This window comes from Sorangium sp. So ce381, assembly GCF_051473845.1.
In the GTDB taxonomy this organism is placed as follows: domain Bacteria; phylum Myxococcota_A; class Polyangia; order Polyangiales; family Polyangiaceae; genus Sorangium; species Sorangium atrum.
The window spans coordinates 2158171-2181626 of sequence record NZ_CP150336.1 but is presented as its reverse complement, the minus strand read 5'-3'; the positions used below and the strand labels follow the sequence as shown (position 1 = coordinate 2181626).

General features: G+C 71.0%; 17 protein-coding genes and 1 pseudogene. 5 read left to right on the top strand and 13 right to left on the bottom strand.

Going from position 1 to position 23456, the window contains the following annotated elements:
* Positions 1-72: 72 nt before the first annotated feature.
* From WMF29_RS08300 to WMF29_RS08285, 4 genes are all read right to left on the bottom strand, one after another.
* Positions 73-813: a tetratricopeptide repeat protein gene (locus WMF29_RS08300; RefSeq protein WP_437328324.1), complete on the bottom strand. Its 741-nt coding sequence runs from the start codon at positions 811-813 to the stop codon at positions 73-75.
* Entirely contained in the window at positions 810-3143 is a 2334-nt protein-coding gene (locus WMF29_RS08295) for a 5'-nucleotidase C-terminal domain-containing protein (RefSeq protein ID WP_437328323.1), read from the bottom strand. The genes WMF29_RS08300 and WMF29_RS08295 overlap by 4 nt, the downstream gene beginning before the upstream one ends.
* 492 nt (positions 3144-3635) lie before the next feature.
* On the bottom strand, positions 3636-4670 hold the full coding sequence (locus WMF29_RS08290; RefSeq protein ID WP_437328322.1) for a DUF2278 family protein: 1035 nt from the start codon (positions 4668-4670) through the stop codon (positions 3636-3638).
* Positions 4671-5153: 483 nt separating this feature from the next.
* Complete coding sequence (locus WMF29_RS08285) at positions 5154-6092, bottom strand: LysR substrate-binding domain-containing protein (RefSeq protein WP_437328321.1); 939 nt, start codon at positions 6090-6092, stop codon at positions 5154-5156.
* A gap of 173 nt (positions 6093-6265) precedes the next feature.
* On the opposite strand from WMF29_RS08285, the gene WMF29_RS08280 reads away from it, so the two are divergent.
* Positions 6266-7126, top strand: a complete 861-nt coding sequence (locus tag WMF29_RS08280) for an NAD(P)H-binding protein (protein ID WP_437328320.1) — start codon at positions 6266-6268, stop codon at positions 7124-7126.
* Positions 7127-7197: 71 nt separating this feature from the next.
* On the opposite strand, the gene WMF29_RS08275 is transcribed toward WMF29_RS08280, so the two are convergent.
* The 6 genes from WMF29_RS08275 to WMF29_RS08250 all read right to left on the bottom strand — a co-directional run bounded on the left by WMF29_RS08275 (position 7198) and on the right by WMF29_RS08250 (position 15075).
* Positions 7198-7782 (bottom strand): O-methyltransferase, encoded by a 585-nt coding sequence (locus WMF29_RS08275; RefSeq protein ID WP_437328319.1) that lies wholly within the window; start codon positions 7780-7782, stop codon positions 7198-7200.
* A gap of 283 nt (positions 7783-8065) precedes the next feature.
* Positions 8066-11968: a protein kinase domain-containing protein gene (locus WMF29_RS08270; protein ID WP_437328318.1), complete on the bottom strand. Its 3903-nt coding sequence runs from the start codon at positions 11966-11968 to the stop codon at positions 8066-8068.
* 55 nt (positions 11969-12023) lie between these two features.
* On the bottom strand, positions 12024-12725 hold the full coding sequence (mtnC, locus tag WMF29_RS08265; protein WP_437328317.1) for an acireductone synthase: 702 nt from the start codon (positions 12723-12725) through the stop codon (positions 12024-12026).
* The gene (locus WMF29_RS08260; protein ID WP_437328316.1) at positions 12722-13264 is read right to left on the bottom strand and encodes a 1,2-dihydroxy-3-keto-5-methylthiopentene dioxygenase; all 543 of its coding nucleotides are present in this window, start codon (positions 13262-13264) and stop codon (positions 12722-12724) included. Before WMF29_RS08260 ends, mtnC begins: the two co-directional genes overlap by 4 nt.
* Positions 13261-13899: a methylthioribulose 1-phosphate dehydratase gene (locus tag WMF29_RS08255; RefSeq protein WP_437328315.1), complete on the bottom strand. Its 639-nt coding sequence runs from the start codon at positions 13897-13899 to the stop codon at positions 13261-13263. Before WMF29_RS08255 ends, WMF29_RS08260 begins: the two co-directional genes overlap by 4 nt.
* Positions 13900-13998: 99 nt before the next feature.
* Complete coding sequence (locus WMF29_RS08250; RefSeq protein ID WP_437328314.1) at positions 13999-15075, bottom strand: glycosyltransferase family 2 protein; 1077 nt, start codon at positions 15073-15075, stop codon at positions 13999-14001.
* Between the two features lie 414 nt (positions 15076-15489).
* Between WMF29_RS08250 and WMF29_RS08245 the strand changes: the two genes are divergently transcribed.
* Positions 15490-17118, top strand: coding sequence for an N-acyl-D-amino-acid deacylase family protein (locus tag WMF29_RS08245; RefSeq protein WP_437328313.1), 1629 nt, complete (start codon positions 15490-15492; stop codon positions 17116-17118).
* Between the two features lie 293 nt (positions 17119-17411).
* Here WMF29_RS08245 and WMF29_RS08240 read toward each other — a convergent pair whose 3' ends face one another.
* Both WMF29_RS08240 and WMF29_RS08235 read right to left on the bottom strand, forming a co-directional pair.
* A complete protein-coding gene (locus WMF29_RS08240; RefSeq protein ID WP_437331096.1) occupies positions 17412-17984 on the bottom strand; it encodes an MmyB family transcriptional regulator in 573 nt (190 codons plus the stop codon).
* A gap of 12 nt (positions 17985-17996) precedes the next feature.
* Positions 17997-18215 (bottom strand): annotated as a pseudogene (locus tag WMF29_RS08235) (helix-turn-helix domain-containing protein); the annotation flags it as partial.
* Between the two features lie 66 nt (positions 18216-18281).
* On the opposite strand from WMF29_RS08235, the gene WMF29_RS08230 reads away from it, so the two are divergent.
* Positions 18282-19172, top strand: a complete 891-nt coding sequence (locus tag WMF29_RS08230; RefSeq protein ID WP_437328312.1) for an SDR family oxidoreductase — start codon at positions 18282-18284, stop codon at positions 19170-19172.
* 124 nt (positions 19173-19296) lie between these two features.
* Positions 19297-20181 carry a LysR family transcriptional regulator gene (locus WMF29_RS08225; RefSeq protein WP_437328311.1) on the top strand — a complete coding sequence of 295 codons (885 nt, stop codon included), beginning with the start codon at positions 19297-19299 and terminating at the stop codon, positions 20179-20181.
* Positions 20182-20189: 8 nt separating this feature from the next.
* On the opposite strand, the gene WMF29_RS08220 is transcribed toward WMF29_RS08225, so the two are convergent.
* Complete coding sequence (locus tag WMF29_RS08220) at positions 20190-21035, bottom strand: ketopantoate reductase family protein (RefSeq protein WP_437328310.1); 846 nt, start codon at positions 21033-21035, stop codon at positions 20190-20192.
* Positions 21036-21516: 481 nt separating this feature from the next.
* Between WMF29_RS08220 and WMF29_RS08215 the strand changes: the two genes are divergently transcribed.
* Positions 21517-23298 carry a hypothetical protein gene (locus WMF29_RS08215; protein WP_437328309.1) on the top strand — a complete coding sequence of 594 codons (1782 nt, stop codon included), beginning with the start codon at positions 21517-21519 and terminating at the stop codon, positions 23296-23298.
* Positions 23299-23456: the final 158 nt, after the last annotated feature.

The following is a 23456-nucleotide window of genomic DNA, read 5'->3' as shown; positions in this document are numbered from 1 at the left end:
CGGGTGCCTGGCGGCCGCGCGGGGCGTCTCCGCCCAGCACTGCAATGGTGACGCCTCCTCGGGACCTGCGGCCTACGGAGGAGCCTGCCGGTGTTGGATGGCGTGCTCGGCCTCCATCGTGTACCGGCGGCTCTCGGCCTCGTCGGGTTCGAGCCCCAGCTCACCGTAGCGATAGGCCATCGCCAGCGCCTGGAGCGCCGCGGGGTGCTCCCGCTCGCCGGCGCTCTCGTAGAGCTCCACGGCTCTTCTGTCATTCCTCGGTACGCCGGCGCCTGCGCGATACGCGTTGGCGAGCAGGAACATCGCGTCCGGCGACCCTCCGCGCGCCGCGATCTCGAACCAGCGCGCAGCCTCCGCAGGGTCCGCCGTCACGCCATCGCCGTTCTGGCTGATCACGCCGAGGAAATACGCGGCGCTCGGGTGCTGCGAGGCGGCGGCTCGCAGCAGCCAGGCGCGGGCGCGCGCCGCGTCCCTGGGGACCGACGGTAACCCCTTCAGGTAGATCCTTCCGAGCGAGACCTGCGACTCAACGTCTCCCTGCTCGGCCGCCCGCGCGAGTGAATCCATCCCGGCGAGGACCTCCCCGGGATCTGCGAGCGTGAGCAGGCGAAAGCCGAGCGCCCGCGCCTCCATGCCGCTCGGGGGCGATGCCCCAGGGCGCGACGGCGGCGAGGGCGCCGCGGCGGCGGTGGGGCGGTCCGCCTCGGGATGACCGCCCTCGCGCAGCCCTCCAAGGCAAAGGGCGGCGCCGCCGCCTACCACGAGGGCGCCGCCGGCCAGCACAGCGAGCCGCACGCGAGGCGGGACGCTCACCGGCTCAGGTCGATGGAGTACACCGAGAGCATCTTGGCGCTGCCGTCGTCCTGCGCGACGAGCGAGAGGTTGGTCAGCCCGGCGGCCTCCGCCTTCGGCAGCGCGTTCTGCGCCGAGGTGAAGGTCACGGGGCCCATCGTCGTGACCCGGGCGAAGCGCCAGCTGCGGGCAGCGCCGTTCTGGGCCCGCGTGAGGTTCTCTATCTTCTTGATGTACGTGATGAGCACGTCGCGGTTCGTGTCCGGCGCGGCGTAGATCGTCTTCGAGCCGTCGAGGCCAGGGAAGCTGCCGCCGCCGCTCGCGCGGTAGTTGTTCGTGGCCACGATGAACTCCGCGGCCGGATCCATGGGCTCCCCGTTCCACTGGAGGTTCTTGATCCGGCCGCTGGCCTTCATCCCCGTGGGCGGGAGCGGCTGGGTCACGTCGATCTCGTACGTGATCCTGCTGTCCGTGAACATGTCGAAGTTGTATCCGGGCATCGCGGTGTTGATGAGCGGCTGCGGCTCCGTCTTGCTCGGATCGATCTGATTGAACCGCGTCGCGGCCCTCTCCAGCCAGTCGAGGATGTCCGCGCCGGTGACCTTCACCGCCTGGACCGTGTTCGCGTACAGGTAGAGATCGGCCGCGTTGTTGATCGCGATGCTCCCCGCCGGCACGTCGGTGTAGTCGTTGCCGCCCTGAAAGCCGGACTTGAACGGCGCGCTCACCGAGAGCACGGGCAGCGACGCGTACTGCGGCAGGTTCTCCTGGACGTAGCGGGCGACGTAGTCGGCCTGGGCCTGGTTGACGATCTGGATCGCGCTGGCGTCCCCCACGTCGGCGAACATCGACGACATCGCGAAATCGCTCGTGCCGATGGGCGTCTTGACGTAGGCGACCGTCGCCTGGTGCTCGGCGTCGAGGAGCGGCGCGATGGAAGCCTCGGCCGCGACGACGACCTTCGTCTTGTCCGGCTGCGCGTCGCAGAGCGTCGCGAACGCGCAGGGCGCCCCCGTGCGCCAGCGCTCCGTTGCATCACACGCCTCGGGGAGCCCACCCTTGCAGGTCGTGGCGATCGGCCGGGCCTCGACGACCGTCTTCGCCTTGTCGACCTTCCAGCCCTCGCCGTCGTGGGTGAGCCCCAGCTTGATGACACCGAGGTGTTGGCCCCAGAAATTCGCCATGACGGCGGGGACGCCGTCGACCGTGCCCGCGTCCTTGTCGACCTCCGGCAGGCTGAACTGCGCCACGGTGCTGCTCGGGTTGGGGAATATCTGGTGCGAGTGGCCCATGAGCATCGCGTCGATGCCGGGCACCTGGGCCAGGTGCCACGCCTGGTTCTCGAGGGTGGGCGTGTACGGCGAGTCGTCGAGGCCGCCGTGGATGATGGCGACGACCAGCTCGGCCCCCCTGGCGCGGAGGTCGTCCACCAGCGGGGCAGCGACCTCCTTCACCCCCTTCGTGAAGACCTTGCCGTCGAGCCATTTCTTGTCCCAGCTCAGGATCGTCGGCGGCGTGACGTCGATGAAGCCGACCTTGACCGTGCTCTCGATGGCGCCGCCGCCCGGCGCCGCCGCCTTGATGGTCTTCTCGAGGATGACGGTGCTCGGGAAGAGCGTCTCGTTCGTCTTCAGGCTGAAGACGTTGGAGTTCACCAGCGGGAACCGAGGGCCCTCGCAGTCCGCCGAGCCAGCGAGATCGAGCCCCTCGACGTCGAACGGGGTGTGGGTCACCTGCGAGAGGAAGGCGAGGCCGAAGTTGAATTCGTGATTGCCGATCCCGCCGACGTCGAACCCCAGGTGGTTCATCGCCTTGTACATGGCCAGCGTCTCGCCGCACGCGATCGGCTCGACGAGCGCCTGATAGTCGGCGAGGACGGTGCCCTGGATCGTGTCGCCGTTGTCGATCAGGAGATTGTTCGTGAACTCGGCCCGCGCCTGGTTGATGAGGGTCGCGGTGCGCTCGAGGCCAATCGATGGATCAGCGACCAGCTTGAAGTAATCGAAGCCGAGGATGTTGGTGTGGAGATCGGTGGTCTCGAGCAGCGCGAGGTCCGCCGTGGCTCCGCTCGGCGTCGCCGGGGCTCCTCCCGCGCCGCCACCGCCCTGCTCGCCGCCTGCCGCGCCGCCGCCGCCCTGCTCGCCTCCTGCCGCGCCGCCGCCGCCCTGCTCGCCTCCTGCCGCGCCGCCGCCGCCCTGCTCGCCTCCACTCGCGCCGCCGCCGCCCTGCTCGCCTCCACCCGCGCCGCCGCCCCCCGTACCGCCTCCTCCCGCTCCGCCTGAGCCTGCTGAGCTGGAGGTCGATGAGCCCGTGCCGCCCTGGTCATCGCCGCACGCGGTCAGCGCGGTCATGGCCAGAATCACCGAGGAAACCGACGCTATCCGTCCGACTCGACCTGTCATCGTGAACACCTTTCCGAGCGCCGCCTCGGCGCGATGCTTCTTCGCGCGAATACAGCCATGTTGAATCGGGGCGGTCGAGTTTTGGCACCTATGCATGCCCGGATCAAGGGCCTCGATGGAATTCTCGGCATGTCAGCAGCACCGGAGAGGCGATGCGGCGGAAGAACGCTTGAACGGCGCGCCCGCTGCGCGCCGCTGCGTCAATCCGATGGACGGTTGGCAACAGTCTCGTTAACGCTCGCCACGTGCGAAGGAGCGCGTGGAAGGGCGCCATACAGCTGGCTGTGGAGTGAAGGCTCGGGGCAGCGGCGGAACGTCGATTGGAGCCCGGTGTCTCAGGCGCATTGGCGCGGAGGGGGCAGCGCCGCCTCCGTGCTCCCGGAGCTCCCGCGGGGGCCCGCGCAGGCCATCATGGCAGCTGTCCCCCGCCCTGGACTGGCCTCAAAACACGATCGTCCAGCCCGGATTGCTCACTTGCTGCTTGGTATAGGACACGCCGTCGACCTTCAGCCCTTCCGCGTTGAGCAGCGTGATGATCCCGCCCTTGTTGGAGAGGACCATCGGAGCCTGGACGACGACCGTCGTCACCCCACCGGGCTGGAGCTCTCCGGTGAGCGCCATCTTCGATTTGGCCTTGTCGGCCAGCGACCAGCCGGCGAGGTTGATCTTCTGGTTCGACGTGTTCAGCAATGTGACGGTCTCCCGTTCGGGTGTGCGCACGTCGTTCACGAGGGCAGCGACGATCCGCACGATCCCGTCGGGCTGCTCTACCGTGGGGAGTCCGCCACCTCCACCGGTCACATCCGACGGCGGTCCGGATACCGGCACGTCGAGCGTGTGCCCTGTCTGGTCATCGGTGTGCCACGCCTGCGTCTGAAATCTCATGAAGATCGCGACCCACTGGTCCCCACGCGGGAAGTGGATGAGGAGGCCGCCGTCCTGCCAGACACCATCGTCCTTCTTGAAGCGGGCGTCGTTGCCCTGGTTCATGTGGATATCGTGAATGCCGTTTCCGGGCAGGAAGCCGAAGATCTTGTCCTTGGTCCCGTTCTCCGGGCCCCAGCGCTCCCCGAAGGCGTACAGGAGCGCCGTCTCGTCGGCCATCGCCCGCTGCACGTAGTGATCGAGCTTCTCATTGAGGTCGTTGTCAGGGCCCGGGGCGGAGAAGGGCAGCGGAACGAACTCCGCCCGATCCACGAGGTTGCCCCGGATGAAGTCGAGCCCGAGCCCACCCGGCTTGCTCTCCAACCGCTGGAAGCCCGGCTTCAGCTCGTGGATCTCTTGAAGCAGCGGGTGCGCGAAATGTGACTTGACGACGTATTCGACCTGGGAGCCGTCCTGCGACTGCACGTTCACCGCGATGCGGTAGTCGATCGTGTCGTCCACGACGTGGATCTGATAGTGCGGGTTCGCTCCCGACGCGAGGCGCCGATCGATCACTGTACCCTTCAATACGCCATAGCTCTTCAGCGGCATGTTGCCTCCGGCATTCATCGGCTGAGCACGGCCGGTGCCCGCCTGTGAGATAGTATCAAGACCCTACTTCACTGCTTCGAATGGTGATGGGCCATCCGGCGTGCGCTCCCCCTTGGGGCCGGTGACCGACGGGTGTTGAATGGAACGCGCGATAGTGCGTTCTACACCATGTGAAGCCGTCTTTTTTTTGAAGTCAAGGCTGAACTGCCCGTGGACTCGGAAAGTCCCCCGCCCTGTCACGCAACGGTCCATTGCGGAAAGCTAGCTGCCGAAGCTAGCGGAAATCCAGGGAGCTGATGCCGGAACCCCATCGTCTCTCGAGCGGCCAATGCCAAGCCGAGGCGCACGCTCCTTACAGGCACATCAAATTCATCATCGATTTGGTCGTGCTGCGCCAGGCGCGCTTCGAGCGGTGTGCAATCACCGAGGCCATTTCGACCGCGACGGATCTCGCCGGGGCCGTCACCTCCGCGCCAAGACAACCTACTCGCGGCGGCTGCGGCCGGCGCGCGCCGGGTCGGTCGCCGGCAGCTCCCCGACGAGGTGGTCGATGCAGGTCCGGACGGCGGCCGTCAGGGCTCGATGCGCGCGATAGAGGAGACTGACGCCTCCGGCCTCGGCCTCGTAGCCCTTGAGGACGCGGACGAGACGCTTCGCGGCCACGTCCTCGGCGCAGAACACCTCTGGAAGCATCGCGATACCGACGCCCGCGAGCGTCGCGCGGTAGGCGGCGGAGGACTCGCTCACATAGAAGCGGGGCTCGAAGGCGACACGCCGCCTCCGGCGCCCCTGCCCGAGCGTCCACGTCGCCATTCCGTCGGTCGCGTGCACCGCGATGCAATCGTGACGCGCGAGGTCCTCGATCCGGTGGGGAACGCCCCGCGCCTCGAGGTAAAGCGGGCTCGCATACAGCAGCTTCCGCGTCGCCCGCCAGAGCTCCCGCGCCACGAAGTCGGTGGTGTCGTCCACGTGGCCCGGGACGATCGCGATATCGAAGCCCCCGGCGAGGAGGTCGACCCGCCGCGAATCGATCTCGAGGTCGACCGACACGTGAGGGTGCTTCGCGAGATAGGTGCAGACGACGCTCGCCACCGCGGCGCCGAGGGCGATCGGCGCCACGATCCGCACGCGGCCTCGCGGCTCGCTCTGGAGCTCGCGGACGTGATGCGTGCCTCTCGTGAGATCGTCGATCGCCCGTTCGGCGTGGCCGAAGTACGCGCGCCCAGCCTCGGTCAGCTCCAGCCGCCGCGTGGTTCGCTCGAGGAGCCGGACACCGAGCGCGGACTCGAGCCGCGCGATGCGCCGGCTCACCGTGGAGACCGGCACGCCGCGCTCGCGGGCGGCGGCCGAGAAGCTGCGCGTCCGGACGACCCGCACGAGGAGCGCGGCGTCGTTCAGGTCCAGATCGATTCGTGCGTCCACGACAACAGTCCCTTCCCTCCAGGCACACTAATGCGCTCCGGTGGCCGGCGCTAGGCTCGACCACGTCAAGAGCCCCATCGTCACCGGGCCACGCGGAGCACGGAGCGCCGCGTCCGCGTGATCCCTGGGATGACCGCGCAGGGTCGCTGCGCCGAGCGCAACAGGAGGTTGTCATGATCATCGTCACCGGAGCCAACGGTCACCTCGGCCGAGCCATCCTGGAGCGGCTCCTTCAGCGCGTGCCCGCCGCTCGCCTCGGCGTCAGCGTGCGCGACCCGGAGCAGGCCAGCGCGCTCGCCGAGCGCGGCGTCCGCGTGCGCCGGGGGGCCTTCGAGGACGCCGCCAGCCTGCGTCACGCGTTCGAGGGCGCCTCGCATGTCCTGATCGTCTCGATCAACAGCGCAGGCGAGGCCGCGGTGCGCCAGCACGAAGCCGCGCTCGAAGCGGCGCGCGCGGCGGGCGCCCGCCGCGTCCTCTACACGAGCCACATGGGCTCGAGCCCGGCGTCCCGCTTCGAGCCCATGCGCGACCACGCGGCCACCGAGGCCTTGCTGCGAAGGTCGGGGGTCGCTTTCACCTCGCTTCGCAACGGGTTCTATGCGGCGTCCGCGCTCATGCTCCTCGAGCGGGCGCTCGAGACGGGCAAGCTCGTCGCGCCAGAAGACGGCCCGGTCTCGTGGACAGAGCACGGCGACCTGGCCGACGCGGCGGCGATCGCGCTGACCGACGAGGCGCGCCTCGACGGGCTGACACCGCCGCTCACCGCCTCCGCGGCCCTCGACCTCGCGGACGTCGCGGCGATCGCCTCGGAGCTCCTGGGGCGCCCGATCACGCGGGTGACCGTCAGCGATCGAGCGTTCAGGGAAGACATGCTGTCTCACGGCGTCCCCGAACAACGCGCGGACCTGCTCCTGGGCATGTTCGCGGCGAGCCGGGAGCGCGAGTTCGCCGCGGTGGATCCGACCCTGGAGCGCCTGCTCGGCCGGGCGCCGATGTCCATGCGCCACTACCTGACGGCGCGCCTGTCACGCTGAGGCACGGGGCGCACCTCGCGCGTCAGCCCGTGGCGGCGGGGGCCGAGCCGCCTTGCGGGCGCGGCCGCTCTCTAGGCGCGACCGATCCTGGTCGCGATGATGAGCCCTGACGACCAGCAGAGCTTGGTCAGCACGAGATCCTGGCGTCGCTCGAGAGCGGCGATCAGCTCCGCCACCTTGGGAGCGTGGTCATCAGGCCAGTTGGGCTGAGGGAGCATGTCGTCGATGACATAGAGCCCGCCGGGCTTGATCAGGCTCAGCGCCTCGTCGAGGGCGTAGTACTTGCCCGGCCATGTATCGGCAAAAACGAGCTCGAATTGTTGCCCCTGGACCGAGCGCAAGAACGCTTCGCCATCCATGTTCTTGAGCGTGAGGCGGGGGTCGCCTCCGAGGTGCCGGCGCGCCACGGCCTGGACCTTCTCGTCGTGCTCCACAGAGACGAGCGTAGAAATGGCGTTCATGCCATCGAGGATCCAGCACGTCGAGATGCCCGTGCCCGTCCCGAGCTCGAGGAAAGCGCCGGACTTGGCGGCCGCGAGCGTGCGCAGCATCGAGCCCGTCTGCCTGTCACTGGCCATGGTAAACCCGATCTCCGCGGTGGCCCGCTCGATCTCCTCGAGCACCGCAGGCGGTCTCAAATTCTCCAGCTCCTTCATCAGCCATCCTTCTTCACGCGGCCAGTCGCGCGTCACTCTACAGCACCTCGACCAGCCAGGCCCCTTGGAAAGAGCCAGCGGTGGAGGGCGTGCTGCGCGGGGGGGCGGCGGGGCAGGCCCCCACAAACCCCGAGCGCCGGCCCGCGGCGCAGCCGGTCGCCCCCCGATCTCGCCTCCCGTGTACAAGGCAATAGCCCCCCAAAGGCGCGAGTTTGTGGGACAGCCCCGCCGCCCCCCCGCGCAGCACGCCCTCCACCGCTGGCTCCGCTGCAGCCGGCCGAGCTCACTCCCCGAGCAACGCGCGCGCAAGCGAGAGAGTCCGGGCGTTCGCGGACACGTTCTCGAGAAAGCTCCTCCGGAGCGCAGGCTCCTCGATCCTGGCCGCCCGGGCGAGCAGCGCAGCGCGCTCCTCGCGGACGACCGCGCGCGCGCCCTCCGCGTCGCCCTTCGCGTGCAGCGCCTCGGCGTACAGCGCAGGGATCACCTCCTGCCGCAGCAGGAAGACCGTGCCGGCCTGCCGCTGGAGCGCGAGCGCCTCGCCGGCCATCGCACAGGCCTCCTCTGGCCGCCCTTGCCGCAGCCGGATCTCGGCGAACAACGAGAGATGCACGGCCCCGGAGAAGGGCGCCATCGCCGCCGGATCCCCCGCCGCGCAGAGCTCCTCCTCCGCCTGGGCCAGCTCGCCGAGGAGCATCCGCCCCTCGGCGAGGAGCTGCCGCGGGATCACGCTCCGGCTGCGATCACCGCGCGCGAGCATGTGCTGGAGCAGGCTGCCGCCCATCTCCAGCGCCTCGGTGATCCTGCGCCGCTCGAGGAGCGACAGGATCCGGCACGTCACGGAGGTCGTGAACACGTAGTCGAGCAGGCCCTCGGTCGCGAGCACGCGATCGAGGCACTCATCGGCGGCGGCCATGTCGCCGAGCCTCGTGTAATCGATCGCCACCAGCATCCACGCCCAGGGGACGAACAGCCCGCTGCCGAGGGACTCGGCGCGCCGCGCCGCGGCGAGGTTCGCCTGGAGCGCTCCCCACAGGTCCCGCGCCGCATGGCAGCGCCAGAAGCCGCGGGTGAACTCGATCCAGAGCGCCGCATGGAGATCGCCCTCGACGGCCGGCGCGATGACGAGCTCGAGCCGGCGCACGATCCGCTCCGCCAGCGCCGTCCTCCCGTCCCAGAGCAGGCTGAAGACGATCCGGGTCGCGAGCTCCGGGCTCAGGACGTCGACGGGGAGCTCCTCGGCCAGGAGGCGCGGGACCAGCACCTCCACGGCCCGCCGGTCGTCGCAGAGCGCGACGCAGTACATCGCGCCGCTCAGGGCACGCCAGGAAAGGAGGCTCCCGGGCGCGGCGAGCTCGAGCGCCTGGAGCGCGCTCGCGTGGGCATGCGCGGCGTCGTCGGTCCAGATGAAGGCGTTCATCCGGAGCAGGTGGAGCTCGGCCAGCGGCTCGCCCTCGGCCCCGCAGGCGATCCCCTTCTCCACCGCCGCGAGCGCCGCCTGCACGTCCGCCCCGTGGAGCGCCAGGGTGGCGGCGCGCAGGTAGAACCCCCCCGCGCGCGGCCCGTCCCCGCCCCGCGCGAAGTGCTCGGCCAGCACCATCGGGTCCTGCTCGCCGGCCGAGAGCAGCCACTCCCCGGCGAGCCTGTGCCCGACCGCCCTGTCTCGCTCGGTGAGCATCGCGTAAGCCCCCTCCCGCAGGAGCGCGTGACGGAACGCGATCTCCTCCTGTCCCGCGAGGCGCGAGCTCGGGCGGCGCTCGAGGATCTCGCGATCGAAGAGCTCCGCCAAGGCGTCCGCGTCGCTCGCCCCCGACGCCAGGGTGCGCGCGCCGACGAGCGCGCTCACGCCGCCGATCCACGAGACGTCCCCGAAGACGCTCGCCGCCCGGAGCAGCCGCCGCACCTCGGGCTCGAGCGCCGCGAGGCGCGCCTCGACCATGCCCAGCACCGTCTCCGGCAACGCGCCGCCGCGCCCCTCCGCCACGGCCCGGACGAGCTCCTCCAGGTAGAAGGCGTTGCCCGCGGCCCGCTCCACGATCGCCGCCACGGTCCCCGGCTCGACCGACGCGCCCAGCGCGCCGCGCACGAGCTGCTCGGCGGCCCGCGCGGGCAGCTCGCGCAGCCGCATCGCCGTGAGCCCTCGCTCGATCCAGAGCCGGGGGAAGAGCTCGTGGACCTCGGGCCTGGCGAACGCGAGCACCGCATAGGGGCGCTCGCAGAGCGCCCGCAGCGCGTGATCGAAAATTTTCACCGAAGGCGCATCTCCCCAGTGCAGATCCTCGAGGACGACGAGCATGGGCCGCGCGCTCGTCACGGCGCGCGCGTAGTCCAGGTAGGCCTCCTGGATCCGGTCGGCCATGTGCGCCGGGTCCTGCCGCGCGGCCCGCAGCATCGGCCCGTCGTCGGTGAGAGGAACGCCGAGCAGCTCGCCGAGGAAGCAGGCCACGCGCCGCTGCTGCTCCCCTGCGAACAGCTGCCCCACGGCCCGCGCGAGCTTCTCCCGCTGCGCCTCGGGGGCCTCGCCGGCCGCGATCCCGAGCGCGCCCCGGAGCGACCCGGCGAGCATCGCGAACGCGGAGCCCGCGCCGATGGAGTCCCCGCTGCCGACGCCCAGCACGAGCTCGGGGTGGCGCGGCCGCAGCGCCTGGACCAGCTCGTGACGCAGGCGGGATTTGCCCACCCCCGCGGCCGCGGTCACGAGCGCCACCGCGGCGCGCCGCTCGGTGAAGCTCTCCTCGACGAGATCGAGCAGGCTGCGCAGCTCCCGAGCGCGCCCGACATAGGGGCTCGGCTTGCCCAGCAGCCTGCGCGCGCCGTCGGCGACCTCGCGCTCCGCCTCCACCCAGGAGAGCCCGTCCTGCTCCGCGACCTCGAAGCGCGCGTCGAGCAGGGCCCGCGTCACGGCGTCGACCGCGACGCGGAGCCGGCCCGGGCGGCCCCGGGCGGCCGCGTCGTCGAGCAGCGCGGCCGCCCTGTCCAGGACCTCGCCGAGCAGCGATCGTCCCGTCGCCTCGCCGCGCCCCGTCACCAGCACGACGTTGGCTCCGGGGACCGACGCGCGGATCCGCAGCGCACAGCGGGCCGCGATCGCCGCCTGGTCGGTCGCGCTGCCCGCGCCCGCCCCCGCCGCCAGGATCGCCACCACCGCCCCGCTGGCCAGCTCCTGTACGGCCGCGCCCAGGGGCGAGGTCTCGTGCCGGACGGCGGCGACCGCGCTCCGCTGCGATCGATCGGCAGGCACGATCCCCGTCGACGCCGGCGCGCTGACGTCCGTCGGCCCGACGGCCACGATCGAGCAGAGCCACACCTCCGCGGCGGTCACGAGCTCGACGGCGGCCAGGCTGGAGCGAGCGCCGCCCGCCGTCGAGGCGCCGAGCGCGTCGAGGCAGCGCACCACCGCCGCGCCGTCGGCCGGGCGCTCCGCCGGGCGCTTGGCCAGCATCTGCGCCACGAGCTCGTCGAGCGCCTGCGGCACCTCGGGCCGCAGCGCGCTCGCCCGCGGCGGCTCCTCCTGGAGGAGCTTGGTCAGGATCGTCATGAGGTGCCGCCCTTGAAACGCTGGACGACCCGTCAGGCACTCGAAGAGCACGCACCCGAGCGAGAAGACGTCCGCGCGCGCGTCGAGCTGCGCGCGCTCCCCGCTGGCCTGCTCCGGGGCCATGTAGCCGATGGTGCCCACGAGGGCCCCCGTCCGCGTCAGCCGCGCCGAGGCGCCCGAGAGCCGGGCGATGCCGAAGTCGAGCACCTTCACCCGGTCGGCGGCCCCGCCCGGAAGGAACAGGTTGCTCGGCTTGATGTCGCGGTGGACGATCCCGCGGGCGTGCGCCGCGCCGAGCGCGTCCGCCACCGCGCGCACGAGCGCGACGCTCTCCTCCACGTCCAGCGGTCCCCGCGACAGCCGGGCCGAGAGGCTCTCCCCGGAGAGCCACTCCATCGCCAGGTAAGGCTCCCCGGTCGGCGCCACCCCGTGCGTCACGTAACGCACGACGTGCGGGTGATCGAGCGTGGCGAGCGCCCGCGCCTCGTGACCGAAGCGCGCCGCTGCCTGCGCGTCGACATCGCCCAGCAGCTTCACGGCGACGACATCGCCGCTCGCGCGGTCCACGGTCCGGTAGACGGTGCCCATTCCTCCCGTTCCCGCGAGGTCGACCACCTCGAACCGGTCGGCGAGCAGTCTGCCGTGGAGCATGCGCGCCAAGGATGTCCCCGCGCTCACCCACGCGCCAAGCGGAACGAGCGGCGAGCTACGGCGCGATGTCGTCGAAGCGCTCCGCGACGGCGTGGCGGCTCTCCGCGTCCCGCGCCGTCCCCGGCCGGAGCAGCTGCGCCGTGCGCATCCCCGCCGCCGCCGCCGCGTCGAGCTCGGCCACGATGTCGGACAGGAACAGCACCTCTCCCGGCTGCAGCCCGAGCGCCTCCGCGATCCGCTGGTAAGCGCCCGCCTCTCGCTTCGGCCCGGTCGTCGTGTCGAAGAACGCCGTGAACAGGCCGGTGAGATCGCCGGCCGTCGTGTGCCGGAAGAGGAGCTCCTGCGCCTCGACGGACCCGGAGCTGAACACGGCGAGCGTCACCCCGAGGTCTCGCCATCTCCGCAGCGCCGGCGCCACGTCTGCGTAGACGTGGCTCCGGAGCCCCCCCGACTCGTAGGCGCTGCGCCAGATCTTGCCCTGGAGCGCCTTCAGCGTCGTCTCCTTGCGATCCTGGTCGATCCACGCGAGCAGCGCCGCCGCGAGCTCGCCGTCGCTCACCGACTGCTCGCTCTCGCCCCGCTCGCGCGCGACGGCGCGCCGGGCTGCCTCGACCTCCGGGCTCCCGGCGTGCGCCGAGACGTACGCGGCCAGATCCCGGCGCGCCACGGAGAACAGCGTGTCGTGCACGAAGCGCACGTCGGTCGTCGTCCCCTCGATGTCGACGAGCACCGCGCGCGCAGGGGCCGCCACGCTCACGCCTCGAGCCGCGGGAAGCGCGACGCGATGTCCGACCCGGTGTGCTCGGCGACCCACCCCCTCGGGTCGGAGAACCACCGGATGCAGGTGAACGAGGGCTCCGGCCCCATGTCGAACCAGTGCCGCGTCCCGGCCGGTACGCTGATGAGATCGCCCTTCTCGACGAGGAACGAGAGCACGCGCTCGCCGTGATGGATGCAGAACAGCCCTCGTCCCTCGACGAAGAAGCGCGCCTCGTCCTCGGTGTGGATGTGCTCGTCCAGGAACTTTCGCCTGAGGTCGGCGTGGTTGGGGGTGCTCGGCGACACCGACACGACATCCGCCGTCACGAACCCGCACGCCTCGGAGAGCCGCTTCACCGGCCCCGCGTACGCCTCGAGCACCTGCTCCTGCGCCGTCCCCGGCGGCAGCGGGCGCTCGGCGGACCAGCGCTCGAAGCGGATCTGCGCCCCGGCGGCGACGCGGGCGATGTCCTCGAGCGTCGTGTATTCGTCGGCCCTCGTCGGGTCGCTCTCCCGGTAAACCCGCAATCGGCTCATGATAGCCCTCCTTCCAGCAGCGCGCAGTCCAGCATGAACTCGATCGCCTCGATGTGGCGGATGGTGCTGGCGATGTCCGATCCCCACGTGTACAGCCCGTGACCTGCGATGAGGTACCCGTACACGGGCGGATGCGCCGACATGAACGCATCGACGTCCTCGGCCAGCTTCCGGATGTCCTGCGTGTTGACGAAGACGGGGAGGAGCACCGTGGCGCTGTGCGTCGTCATCCCGGAGAGCGCCTTCGCCACCTCGTAGCCCGAGAGGGTCACGTACCCCTCTTGCGCGCACCGCCGCGACAGCACCGTCGCGGCCCGCGAATGGGTGTGCGCGACGGCGCCGATCTCGCTGTCGTGCCGGTAAAGCTGGCAGTGCAGCGCCGTCTCGGCCGACGGGCGGGCCGCCGAGGGCCCGGTCAGGCGGCCGTCCGCATTGACGACCACGATGTCCGACACGCCGAGCGCGCCCTTGGGCCGCCCGGACGCCGTGATCGCGAGGGTGCCGTCGCCGAGCCGCGCGGAGAAATTGCCACTCGTGGCCGGCGTCCAGCCGCGCTCATGGCAAAAGCGGGACAGCTCGATGAGCTCGGCCGCGACCGAGGAGAACGATGCAAACGACGTCCCGCGTACGCTCACGGCGCAAACATACCAAAGCGAACGCGGGTGATCAACGCGCCGCGCCGCCGGTCGAGCCGCGTCCGAGCCGCTGAACCCGGGACGCCGCGCGGCTCGCGCTCACGGCGCCGGAAGGCGCTCGGCGTCGCGCCGGCCGGCGCCGTCCCTCGCGCCGCGGAGCAGGCCGGCCCAGAAACCGAGCCCGTGCGCGGCGTGCACCGCGGGAAAGATGGCGCAGAGCAGGGGGAAATCGCGCGGCGAGGCGCGCCGCGCGAGCCGGAGCGACTCCGCGATCACGAGCGCGGCATAGGCGAGCGAGGCGAGCGCCAGCGCCGGGCGGACCGCCGGCAGGAGCGCTGACGCGACCGCGAGCAGCGCGAAGGCCGTCACCATGCAGAACGGCAGCGCCGGCCGGAGCGACAGGAACCTGCGGCGGCACAGCAGCGTGCGCGCGCGCCCCTTGCCATACGAAAAATACTGCCGGACGAGCGCGGCGAACGACGACCGCGGGTAGTAATAGGCGACGATCTCCCGGGACAGGTAGACCGCGCCGCCGGCCTCGATGATGCGCTGGTTCAGCTCGGCGTCCTCGTTGGTGATGGCGGCCGGGTCGTAGAGGCCGGCGATCTCGAACGCCTCGCGCCGGAAAGCCCCGTTGAACACGGACTCGACGAACCCCTCGCGCGACGGGTCCCGGTACGCCGAGCCGCCCACGCCGAGAGGGCTCGAGAGAGCGACGCAGAGCGCCCGCTGAAAGCCGTTCCGGTGGCGCGGCCGCGCCGCGCCGCCCGCGTTGAGGGCGCCGGTCCTCCGGAGCGCCGCGACCGACGCAGCCACGTAGTCGCCCGCGTAGTCGGCGTGGGCGTCCATCCGGACGATCACCTCACCTTGCGCCCGGCGAATGCCGATGTTCATCGCCGCGGCCTGGATCCGGTCGGGGTTGTGGAGGAGCGTCACCCGTGGATCTTTGGCCGCGACGCGGCCGGCGAGCTCCCGTGTCCTGTCGGTCGAGCCGCCGTCGACCACGAAGATCTCGAGGAGCTCTGGAGGATAACGCTGCTGGAGGGCGCAGCGGAGGACGTCCTCGATGTAGCGCTCCTCGTTGTAACAGGGAATGACGATGCTGCACCGCGGCCGCTCGGCGAGCGGGCGCAGAGAGAGACGCCCGCCTCGAGGCGCGCTCGCTGTTCGATCCATGGACTCCCCCGGTCTCTCGCGGGTCGAGTCGACCCGACGCAGGACTGCGACAGCAGCAGATACAATCGCGGGGCCAGGCGATCTCGCGGGGTCGCCCGGAGCGAACTGCACTGCGCGACGCGGCCTGGACCCGGCCGGGGCAGGCCGCTGGGCTCGGGCTGCACACCGGCGGGCTCATGCGAGGGGCGCGCGACGCGAACGCGAACGCCAACGCGAACAGACGAGCTCGGCCTCGTGCTGGCAGGGCAGCGGCCGAAGGGCGCGTCCGCCGGGGCACGAGGGCCAACGAGCCAGGAATCGGGGAGCGCACGGCCCGCGCGGAGCTCATGCTCCGCAGCACGGCCACGCCCCGATTCCGTGGGCTTCCCACGGTTCCGCGTGGTCCGCGACAGAGCTTCTCGAGGAGGCGTGCAGATGGACTTCGATCTCGTCATCTCGCGGGGAACGATCCTCGATGGCAGCGGCCAGCCTCGCTACATGGCGGACCTGGGGATCCAGAAGGGCAGGGTCGCCGCGATCGCCGGGCCAGGCGCGCTCGCGGGAGGGCGGACGCTCGACGCGAGCGGGCTCGCCGTCGCGCCCGGCTTCATCGACGTTCACTCGCACATCGACTGGCTCCTCGCGCTGCCGGACCACGAGGACGTCCTCGCGCCGATGGTCGCCCAGGGCATCACGACCGTGGTGGCGGGCAATTGCGGTCATTCCCCTGCCCCGGTCACCGAGGCGTCGATTCCGCTGGTGGAGCACTCCGCGGAGATCATGAAGGACGGAGCGCTCGCCTATCGGTGGCGCTCGATGGGCGAGCTGCTGACCGCCCTCGAGGCCGGCGGGCTGCTCGTCAATGCGGCGCTCCTGGTCGGCCACGGCACGCTCCGCCAGGCGGTCATGGGCAACAGCGCCGCTCCCCCGAGCCCGGAGCAGATCGACGCGCTCTGCGCGCTCGCGCGCGCGTCGATGCGCGAGGGCGCGTTCGGGCTCTCGGCCGGGCTGGCCTACACGCCCGGGGTCTTCGCGCGAAGGCACGAGCTCCTGACGCTGCTCCGGACGGTGGCCGACGAAGGGGGCGTGTTCACGGTCCACGGCCGGGCCTACACGTGGATATCGCCGTTCTACAGGCCGCTTCTCCTCGGCCCGCCGCACAACCTCCGCTCCGTCCGCGAGCTGCTCGGCCTGGCCGAGGAGAGCGGCGCGAAGATCCAGCTCTCGCACCAGATCTTCATCGGCCGGCGGACGTGGCCCACGGTGCCGTGGGTGCTCCGGGCGATCGAGCGGGCCGTGGACAGAGGGGTCGACGCCGCCTTCGACGCGTTCCCCTACACGGTCGGCAACACCACGGTGAACGCCCTCTTCCCCGCCTGGGTGCTCGACGACTTCCGCGCCCGCATCGACGACCCCGCCATCCTCCGCCGCCTCCGGCGGGAGTTCGCGATGTTCCGGCGGCTCCTCGGGCTCTCCTATGCCGACATCCGGCTGCTCTGGGGCGGAGCGCCGGAGCTCGCGGAGCTCGAGGGGCTCGATTTCGAGGCGATCGCGGGGCGCCTCGGCGCGAGCGAGTTCGACGCCTATGTGCACGTCGCCCGCGTGAGCGACGGCAAGGCGCGCGTCCTCCTGAACACGTACTCGGGCGTCGATGCGCAGGACGAGCCGCTCCGGGCCGTGCTCTCGCACCCGCTCTGCGCGTTCGAGACCGACGCGATCCTCACCCGGCGCGGCCGGCACAACCCGGCGTCGTTCGGCACGTTCCCGCGGGTGCTAGGTCACTACAGCCGCGACCTCGGCCTCTTCCGGCTCGAGGAGGCCGTGCGGAGGATGACCTCGCTGCCCGCCGAGCGGATCGGGCTCCGCGATGTGGGGCGCATCTTGCCTGGGCACTGGGCGGATCTCGTCGTGTTCGATCCGGCCACGGTGGCAGACAACACGACGCCGCGGCGGGCCGACGCGCCGCCCTCGGGGATCCGCGTCGTCCTGATCACCGGCGAGGTGGTGGCGCAGGACGGCGCGCTGACCAGCAAGACCCGGCAGGGGCGCCTCCTGCGCAGGTAGGCGGGCCCGCCATGCCCTGCGCTGGCCGTGATCTGCCGGGAGGCAGCCGCCCCGCCGCCGCCTTGAAAGCGGACGGGCAGCCCCACAGTCAGGGGCACGTCGCCGAGTCGTCGTTGCCTATCACGGACGCTTGTGGAACGCCGGTCCGCTCACGGAGCTCTTCCGCTTCACAGGTGGGGAGCTTCGGGTTCGTCGTGATCTCGAGACCGTAGTGGATCTGCTCGAGCGAAGAAAGTCCATCGAGGCTGGTGAGCTCCGGGTTGTTTGAGCGACCTGCTCGCGCGGATTCTCGATCAGGCTCCGGACCGTTGAACCAGCTGCGCGATGGCGCGCGCGCTTGCCTCGTTCGCGGGTGAGAACACGAACATCGAGAGGCCGTCGCTGCCTTCGACGTGGAACACCGACGACTCGAGCACGATCTCGCCGACATCGGGACGGACGAGCCGCTTCTGGAACCCGCCGTGCGACCGGATCTCACCTTCGTCCCACAGGCGGCGAAAGTCGGGGCTCGTCTCCATCAATTCGTCGATCAGCGCCCTCGCCTCGTCGGATTGGCCGGCACGCGCGATGTCGACGCGAAACGACGCGAGACAGGTACGGCGAACGTCTTCAACGTTGTGCACCTTGTTCTCTGAACCCGGCTGGAAGACCCGGCGCAGCAAGTTGCGGTCGCGCTCCGGTACCGCCGCATAATCGCCGATCACCGCGACCGCCGCGCGATTCCACGCGACGATCTGGAACGTCGGCGTCTTCACGAAGGCGGGGACGGAGATGTTGTCGAGCACGAGCTGGAGCGACGGCGTGACCGCCACGGGCGGCGCGGGCTTGCGCGGCGGCGGACGGTCGTGCGCGAGCAGGAACAGCATCTCGCGGTTCGTGTCGTCGAGCTCGAGGGCGCGGGCGAGGCGCTCGAGCACGTCGTCCGACGGCACGCCGCCGCGACCTTGTTCGAGCCACGTGTACCAGGTGACGCTCACGCCGGCTCTAGCGGCGACCTCCTCGCGGCGCAATCCGGGGGTGCGTCGGCGTGCGGTCGTTCCGGGATGGACGCGCTCGCGGCGGTCGCGCAGGAACGCGGGGAGGGTGGTAGCCGCCATACCAGTATAGGCGCTCGTCTTTTCGGACGAGCAGTCCGAGCGTACGGTCCTCGCATGACCAAGTCAATGCGAGTGTTCGTCACCGGCGCGACCGGCTGGATCGGCACGGCGGTGCTGAAGGAGCTGCGCGGGGCCGGCCACAGCGTCCTCGGCATGGCGCACAGCGATGCGGGCGCCGACAAGTTGAAGGCGCAGGGCGTGGAGGTTGTTCGCGGCGACATCAGGGATCCGAGATGCCTTGTCGAGGGCGTCCGTGCGACCGATGCGACGATCCACCTGGCGTTCCACATGGACTTCTCGGATTTCCCGAGGATCAACCAGATCGATCGCGACGCGATCAGCGCGATGCTCGATGCGATGGCGGGCACGAACAAGGCGTTCGTCGGCACGAACGGCACGCTGGTGGTTTCGAGGCCCGGCGAGGTCGCGTTCGAGGCGGACGAGTCGCCGGCGAGCTCGCCGCTCTCGGTCCGGTTGCAAGCCGAGCGTCTCGTGGTCGATGCTGCGAAGCGCGGCGTGCGTGGCAGTGTCATCCGGCTGGCTCCGACGGTGCACGGCGCCGGCGACAAGGGCTTCATCGCAATGTTGATCAAGCTCGCGCGCGAGAAGAAAATCGCTGGGTATGTCGACGATGGCAACCATCACTGGCCCGCGGTGCATCGCGACGACGCGGCGCGGTTGTACCGGCTTGCCGTGGAGAGCGCACCACCGGGATCCGTGTTGCACGGCACCGCCGAGGAAGGCATCACGATGCGCGCGATCGCGGAGACGATCAGCAAAGGCACCGGCGTGCCGACGAAGAGCGTGCCGGCCGCGGAGGCAGGCGCTCACTTCGGATGGATGTCGATGGTCGTCGGGCTCGATAACCGGACCTCGAGCGAGGCGACGCGTGCGCTGCTCGGCTGGAAGACGGAGCAGCCCGGCCTGCTCGACGACATGCGCGCTCACTACTTCTGATCTACCGTGCAGCCATCAAGGGCTTGTTCGTAGGCGTTCGACGGATGTCTCCTCCCGCCGCTGACCTGAGGGTGCAGCCGGCGATGACGGCCGCCGCGACTCGTGCGAGGGTCGTTTTGCGAAGATGAAGACCAGGACCCCCTCGTGGGACGACCTCCGCATCTTGCTCGCGGTCCACCGGGACAAGAGCTTCCTCGCCGCCGGCAAGGCGCTCGGCGTCGCGCCTTCGACCGTCGCTCGCCGCGTCGAGGCGCTCGAGCGCACGCTCGGACGCGCCCTCGTGCATCGCGCCAACGACGGTACGCGGCTCGACGCCTACGCGCTCCGGCTGGTGGCGCTCGCCGAGGAGCTCGAGCTCGGGCTCGCATCGCTCGTCCGCGACGGTGGCGACGCAGATGTCTCGGGCACGGTGCGCGTGTCGCTGCCCGAAGGCTTCGTGCGCCCCATCGTGCCGGCGCTCGCGAGGCTGCGCGCCAAGCACGCCGCGCTGGCCGTCGAGCTCATCTCGGAGTCGCGCGTCGCCGATCTCGCGCGCGGAGAGGCCGACGTGGGCATCCGGATCGTCCGCTCCACGTCGCCGTCGATCGTGTCCAAATTCCTAGGGCGAGCGAGCACCGGGCTGTTCGCGTCGCGCGACTACGTCGACCGGAGGCTCCCGGGCGCGAAGCTCCCGCGCGACATGGCCAGCCTGCAAGAATGGATTGGCTTCGACGACTCGCTCGATCGCCTGCCCCATCAGGTGTGGCTCCGCGAGTACGGCGCGAGCCGCTTCGTGTTCCGCTCGAACTCCGCGATCGCCATCGAACGAGCGGTGCTGGAGGGGATGGGCATCGGCCTGCTCAGCGAGATGCAGGGCAGGACGTTTCCCGGCCTCGTGCAGCTCGATCTGGAGGCGTCGCCTCCGCACGTGGACGTCTTCCTCGCCTTTCATCGCGACGCGAGGAAAACGCCGCGAGTCCGCGTGGTCGTGAAGGAGATCGAAGCGGAGACGCGCCGGCAGCTCGGCTGAGCTGGACGCTACGGCCGGATGGCCAGGAGCGGGGCCGCGAGCCGGGGAGAGGCCGTGTTCATCATGTCGATGAGCATCCGGGGCTCCGCGGCCCCGAGCCTGCCGAGATCGCTCGACATCTTCGTGCGGCTCATCATCCAGAGCAGCGCCGTCACGACGACGCGGGGGAGCCTCGCGGACATGCCGAGAACCGCCGGGAGGATGGCGTTGCCGTGGGCGCGCACGATCTCGAATCCGGCCGCGAAGGCGCGCGCGTGGGTCGCGGCTTCCTCCCACGTCACGCCCGCGCCGCGGGCATGGACGAGCACGCCGATGGACATCAGCGGCGCGACCATCGCCGCGTGGCTGCGAAGCCAGCTCTGCATGTCGCGCTCGACGACCGTGGGGACGCCGGCCGCGTTGAACAGCTCCGCCACGTCGGCGTCGTCGACCGTGGTGCCCGCCCGCACCTGCGGGTGAATCCGACCGTCGATGAGCAGCGTGAACACGCCGCCCGGGAACCCGAAGCGGAATCGCTCGGCCCCGACGGCCTCGCGCAGCGGCTCCAGGGGCTCGAAGGTGTTGAACATGAACATCACGCGCCGCGCCGCGCTCGCGCGCACGGCCGGCAGCACGGCCGCGACCTGCGGTGAGAGCACCGTGACGAGCACGAGGTCCCACGGCGTGGCGGCGTCGAGCGAGGAGGCGACCGTCACGCCTGCGCGTTCGCCGTCGCCTCGCACGATGGTTCGCTGCTCCTCGAGCCAGCGGAGGCGCGCGCCACGAGCCACGACCGTGACGTCGTGACCAGCCCGCGACAGATGCCACGCAAACGTGCTCCCGATGGCGCCAGGCCCCAGAATCGCGATCTTCATGGCAGAGAAGATACCCATCGGCGTTGTCGTCAGGAACGCATACCCACGCCGATCGGAGTTGCGAATTTGCAACATGACACTCGCGGCGCACGGCGCGGTGGCGCTCCGCCCGCGACCCGGCGGCGCGGCTCCGCCACGGGCTGCGGCGAGGGGCGTTCCTGCCTTCGAAGGTTCACCGGCCGGCGCCGCTGCGGCCCGGCGCGCCGCTCCCGGAAGCGGCGGCGCCGGAGCCGCCAGCCCCGGCGCGCTCCAGCCGCCCTCCCGGGGCTCGTCGCCGCCGCAGCGCCGTTGCCGACGCCGCGCCCGCGCCGACGAGACTGCACAAGTGCCAGAGGAGCAGAAGTCGATGCATTGCTGCACACTCCTGCTGCAAGGAGTGGCCATCTCCGGTCTCGGAGCTCGGGGCGAAATGCATTAGGGTCGATCGGCAGGTCGAGGCGTGGAAGGGCGCCAGGCTCCGGCGCCGGGTGGGAGCAGCGCGATGAACGAGATCAATTTCTACAAGCTTCCGCGTGCCATTCAGGACGGCGTGATCGAGGCGTTCCGCGGGCGGTTCGCGCCGGCGCCGATCGTCAGCCGGTTCGGGACTCGGCACACCATCGTGGCTTGGCTCGCGGTCAGCGCGGCGGCGGGCCTCCTGCTGGCGGCGCTCTGTGCGGCCGGCTTCGGCGACGTCAACAGCGCTCTCGCGCTCCACCCGACGGCGGCGGCCGCCGCGTACGTGCTGCTCGCCGCGACCACCGTCATCGGCGTGCTCCGGGCGCTCGCCTACAACGCCGACCTCATCACGCTGCCGTTCACGCCCGGCCTGTTCGTCTTCCCCGCGAACCTGGTCGACGCGCGCGACCACAGGCTCCGGGTCTTCTCGCTCGCGGAGCTCTCGCGCGTCTCGGCGACCCCTCGGGGCGCCGTGGTCCTCACGTTCGGCGGCACGCAGCACGCCTTTCCCCTCGAGGACCCGTCGCGCTCGGGCGACGTGATCCGGGAGGTCGAAGCGGCGTGCAGCCGCATGAAAGCGAAGCCCGACCCCGCGGAGCTGCGCCGGCTCGATCCGTTCGAGCCGCCTGCCATCGAGAGCCCGTTCGCGTCGCCCATCCCGCTCTCGCGCGAGGCCCCGGGGTGGCACAGCTATGCATGGCTCCTCGCGGCCGCGGTCGGCGTGGCCCTCGGCCTGGGGCTCTTCTTCCTCCGCAACCGGATGAGCGACGCTCGGATGTACGCCGCGGCGCGGGCGCGCGACGACGTGGCCGCGTACCAGAGCTACCTCACGCGCGGCCGCGGCCACGGGGACGCCGTCTCGCAGGTGCTGCTGCCGCGGGCCGAGCTGCGCCTAGCGGCGGCGAGGGGCTCGGTGGAGGCCATCGACGACTTCATCCGCGCCTACCCGAGGACGGGCATCCAGGCCGAGGTCGCCGCGGCCCGCCGCGCCGCGCTCGCCGCGGAGCTCGAGCGGGCGCGGGAGGTGGGGACGCTCGCGGCGCTGCTGGCGTTCGCGGAGCGCTATCCGAAGCACGGCCTGGACAAGACCTTCAATGACGCCAGGCACGCGCTCTATGTGCGCGCGCTCGACCGGTACAAGAGCGAGATGCCCGAAGGGAGCGAGCAGAACGCGGATTTCGCGCGGCGGCTCCTCGCCTACGCGGAGCGCGTGGGGCCCAGGAGCACGCCGCAGGGCCTCCGCGGCCCGGCCGTCCAGGTCCGCTTCCGGCGGCTTCCGTCGCAGGACATGGAGCGCGCCGACGATATCGTCCGGAAGATCCCGATGTTCAGCGGCGGTGCGTCCCTGCCCTCGCGCTACGTGGACGCGACCCGCCTCGATCCGCAGGAGAAGCGGACCGCGACGGCCCTGGCGGAGGGGCTCGCGCGGGGGTTCCAGCCGGAGCTCGTCACCTTCGAGCCGGGCCCGCCCTTCGAGGGCTCCGCAGAGGAGCAGCTCTCGGTGACCTCCCCCTCCCTCGTGGTGAGCTATCGCGTCGAGCCGTCCGGGATCGCCCATGCCAGCAAGAAGCCGCAGATCATCATCATGGGGCTCAAGTTCTTCTTCAAAGCGGAGTTCATCCTGCCCGGAGACGCGGAGCCGCTGCTCATGAGCCACAAGAGCGCGCGGCGGGTCCCGGCCGGGCTCATCCAGCAGCAGACCCCCTCCCCGCGCCCTGGGATCCTCGAAGCCATCGTCTACGAGGCCATGATGCGCGAAGCCTTCATCGACCTCGGAGAGCGCTACCTCTCCAAGTGGTTCCGGAAGCGCGACGAGCCCAAGTGAGGGCTGCTGCGACAGCGCCGCTCTCGGGCGTGCGGGCAAACGAGGGAACGCCCCGGACAGCTGATGACCGGACGAGGCCAGGCGTCGAGCTCACGAACGTCGCTTGGCTCGCCGGCGGGGCTGCCAGGGCTCCGGCGCTCGGGAGCAGCGCATCTTGC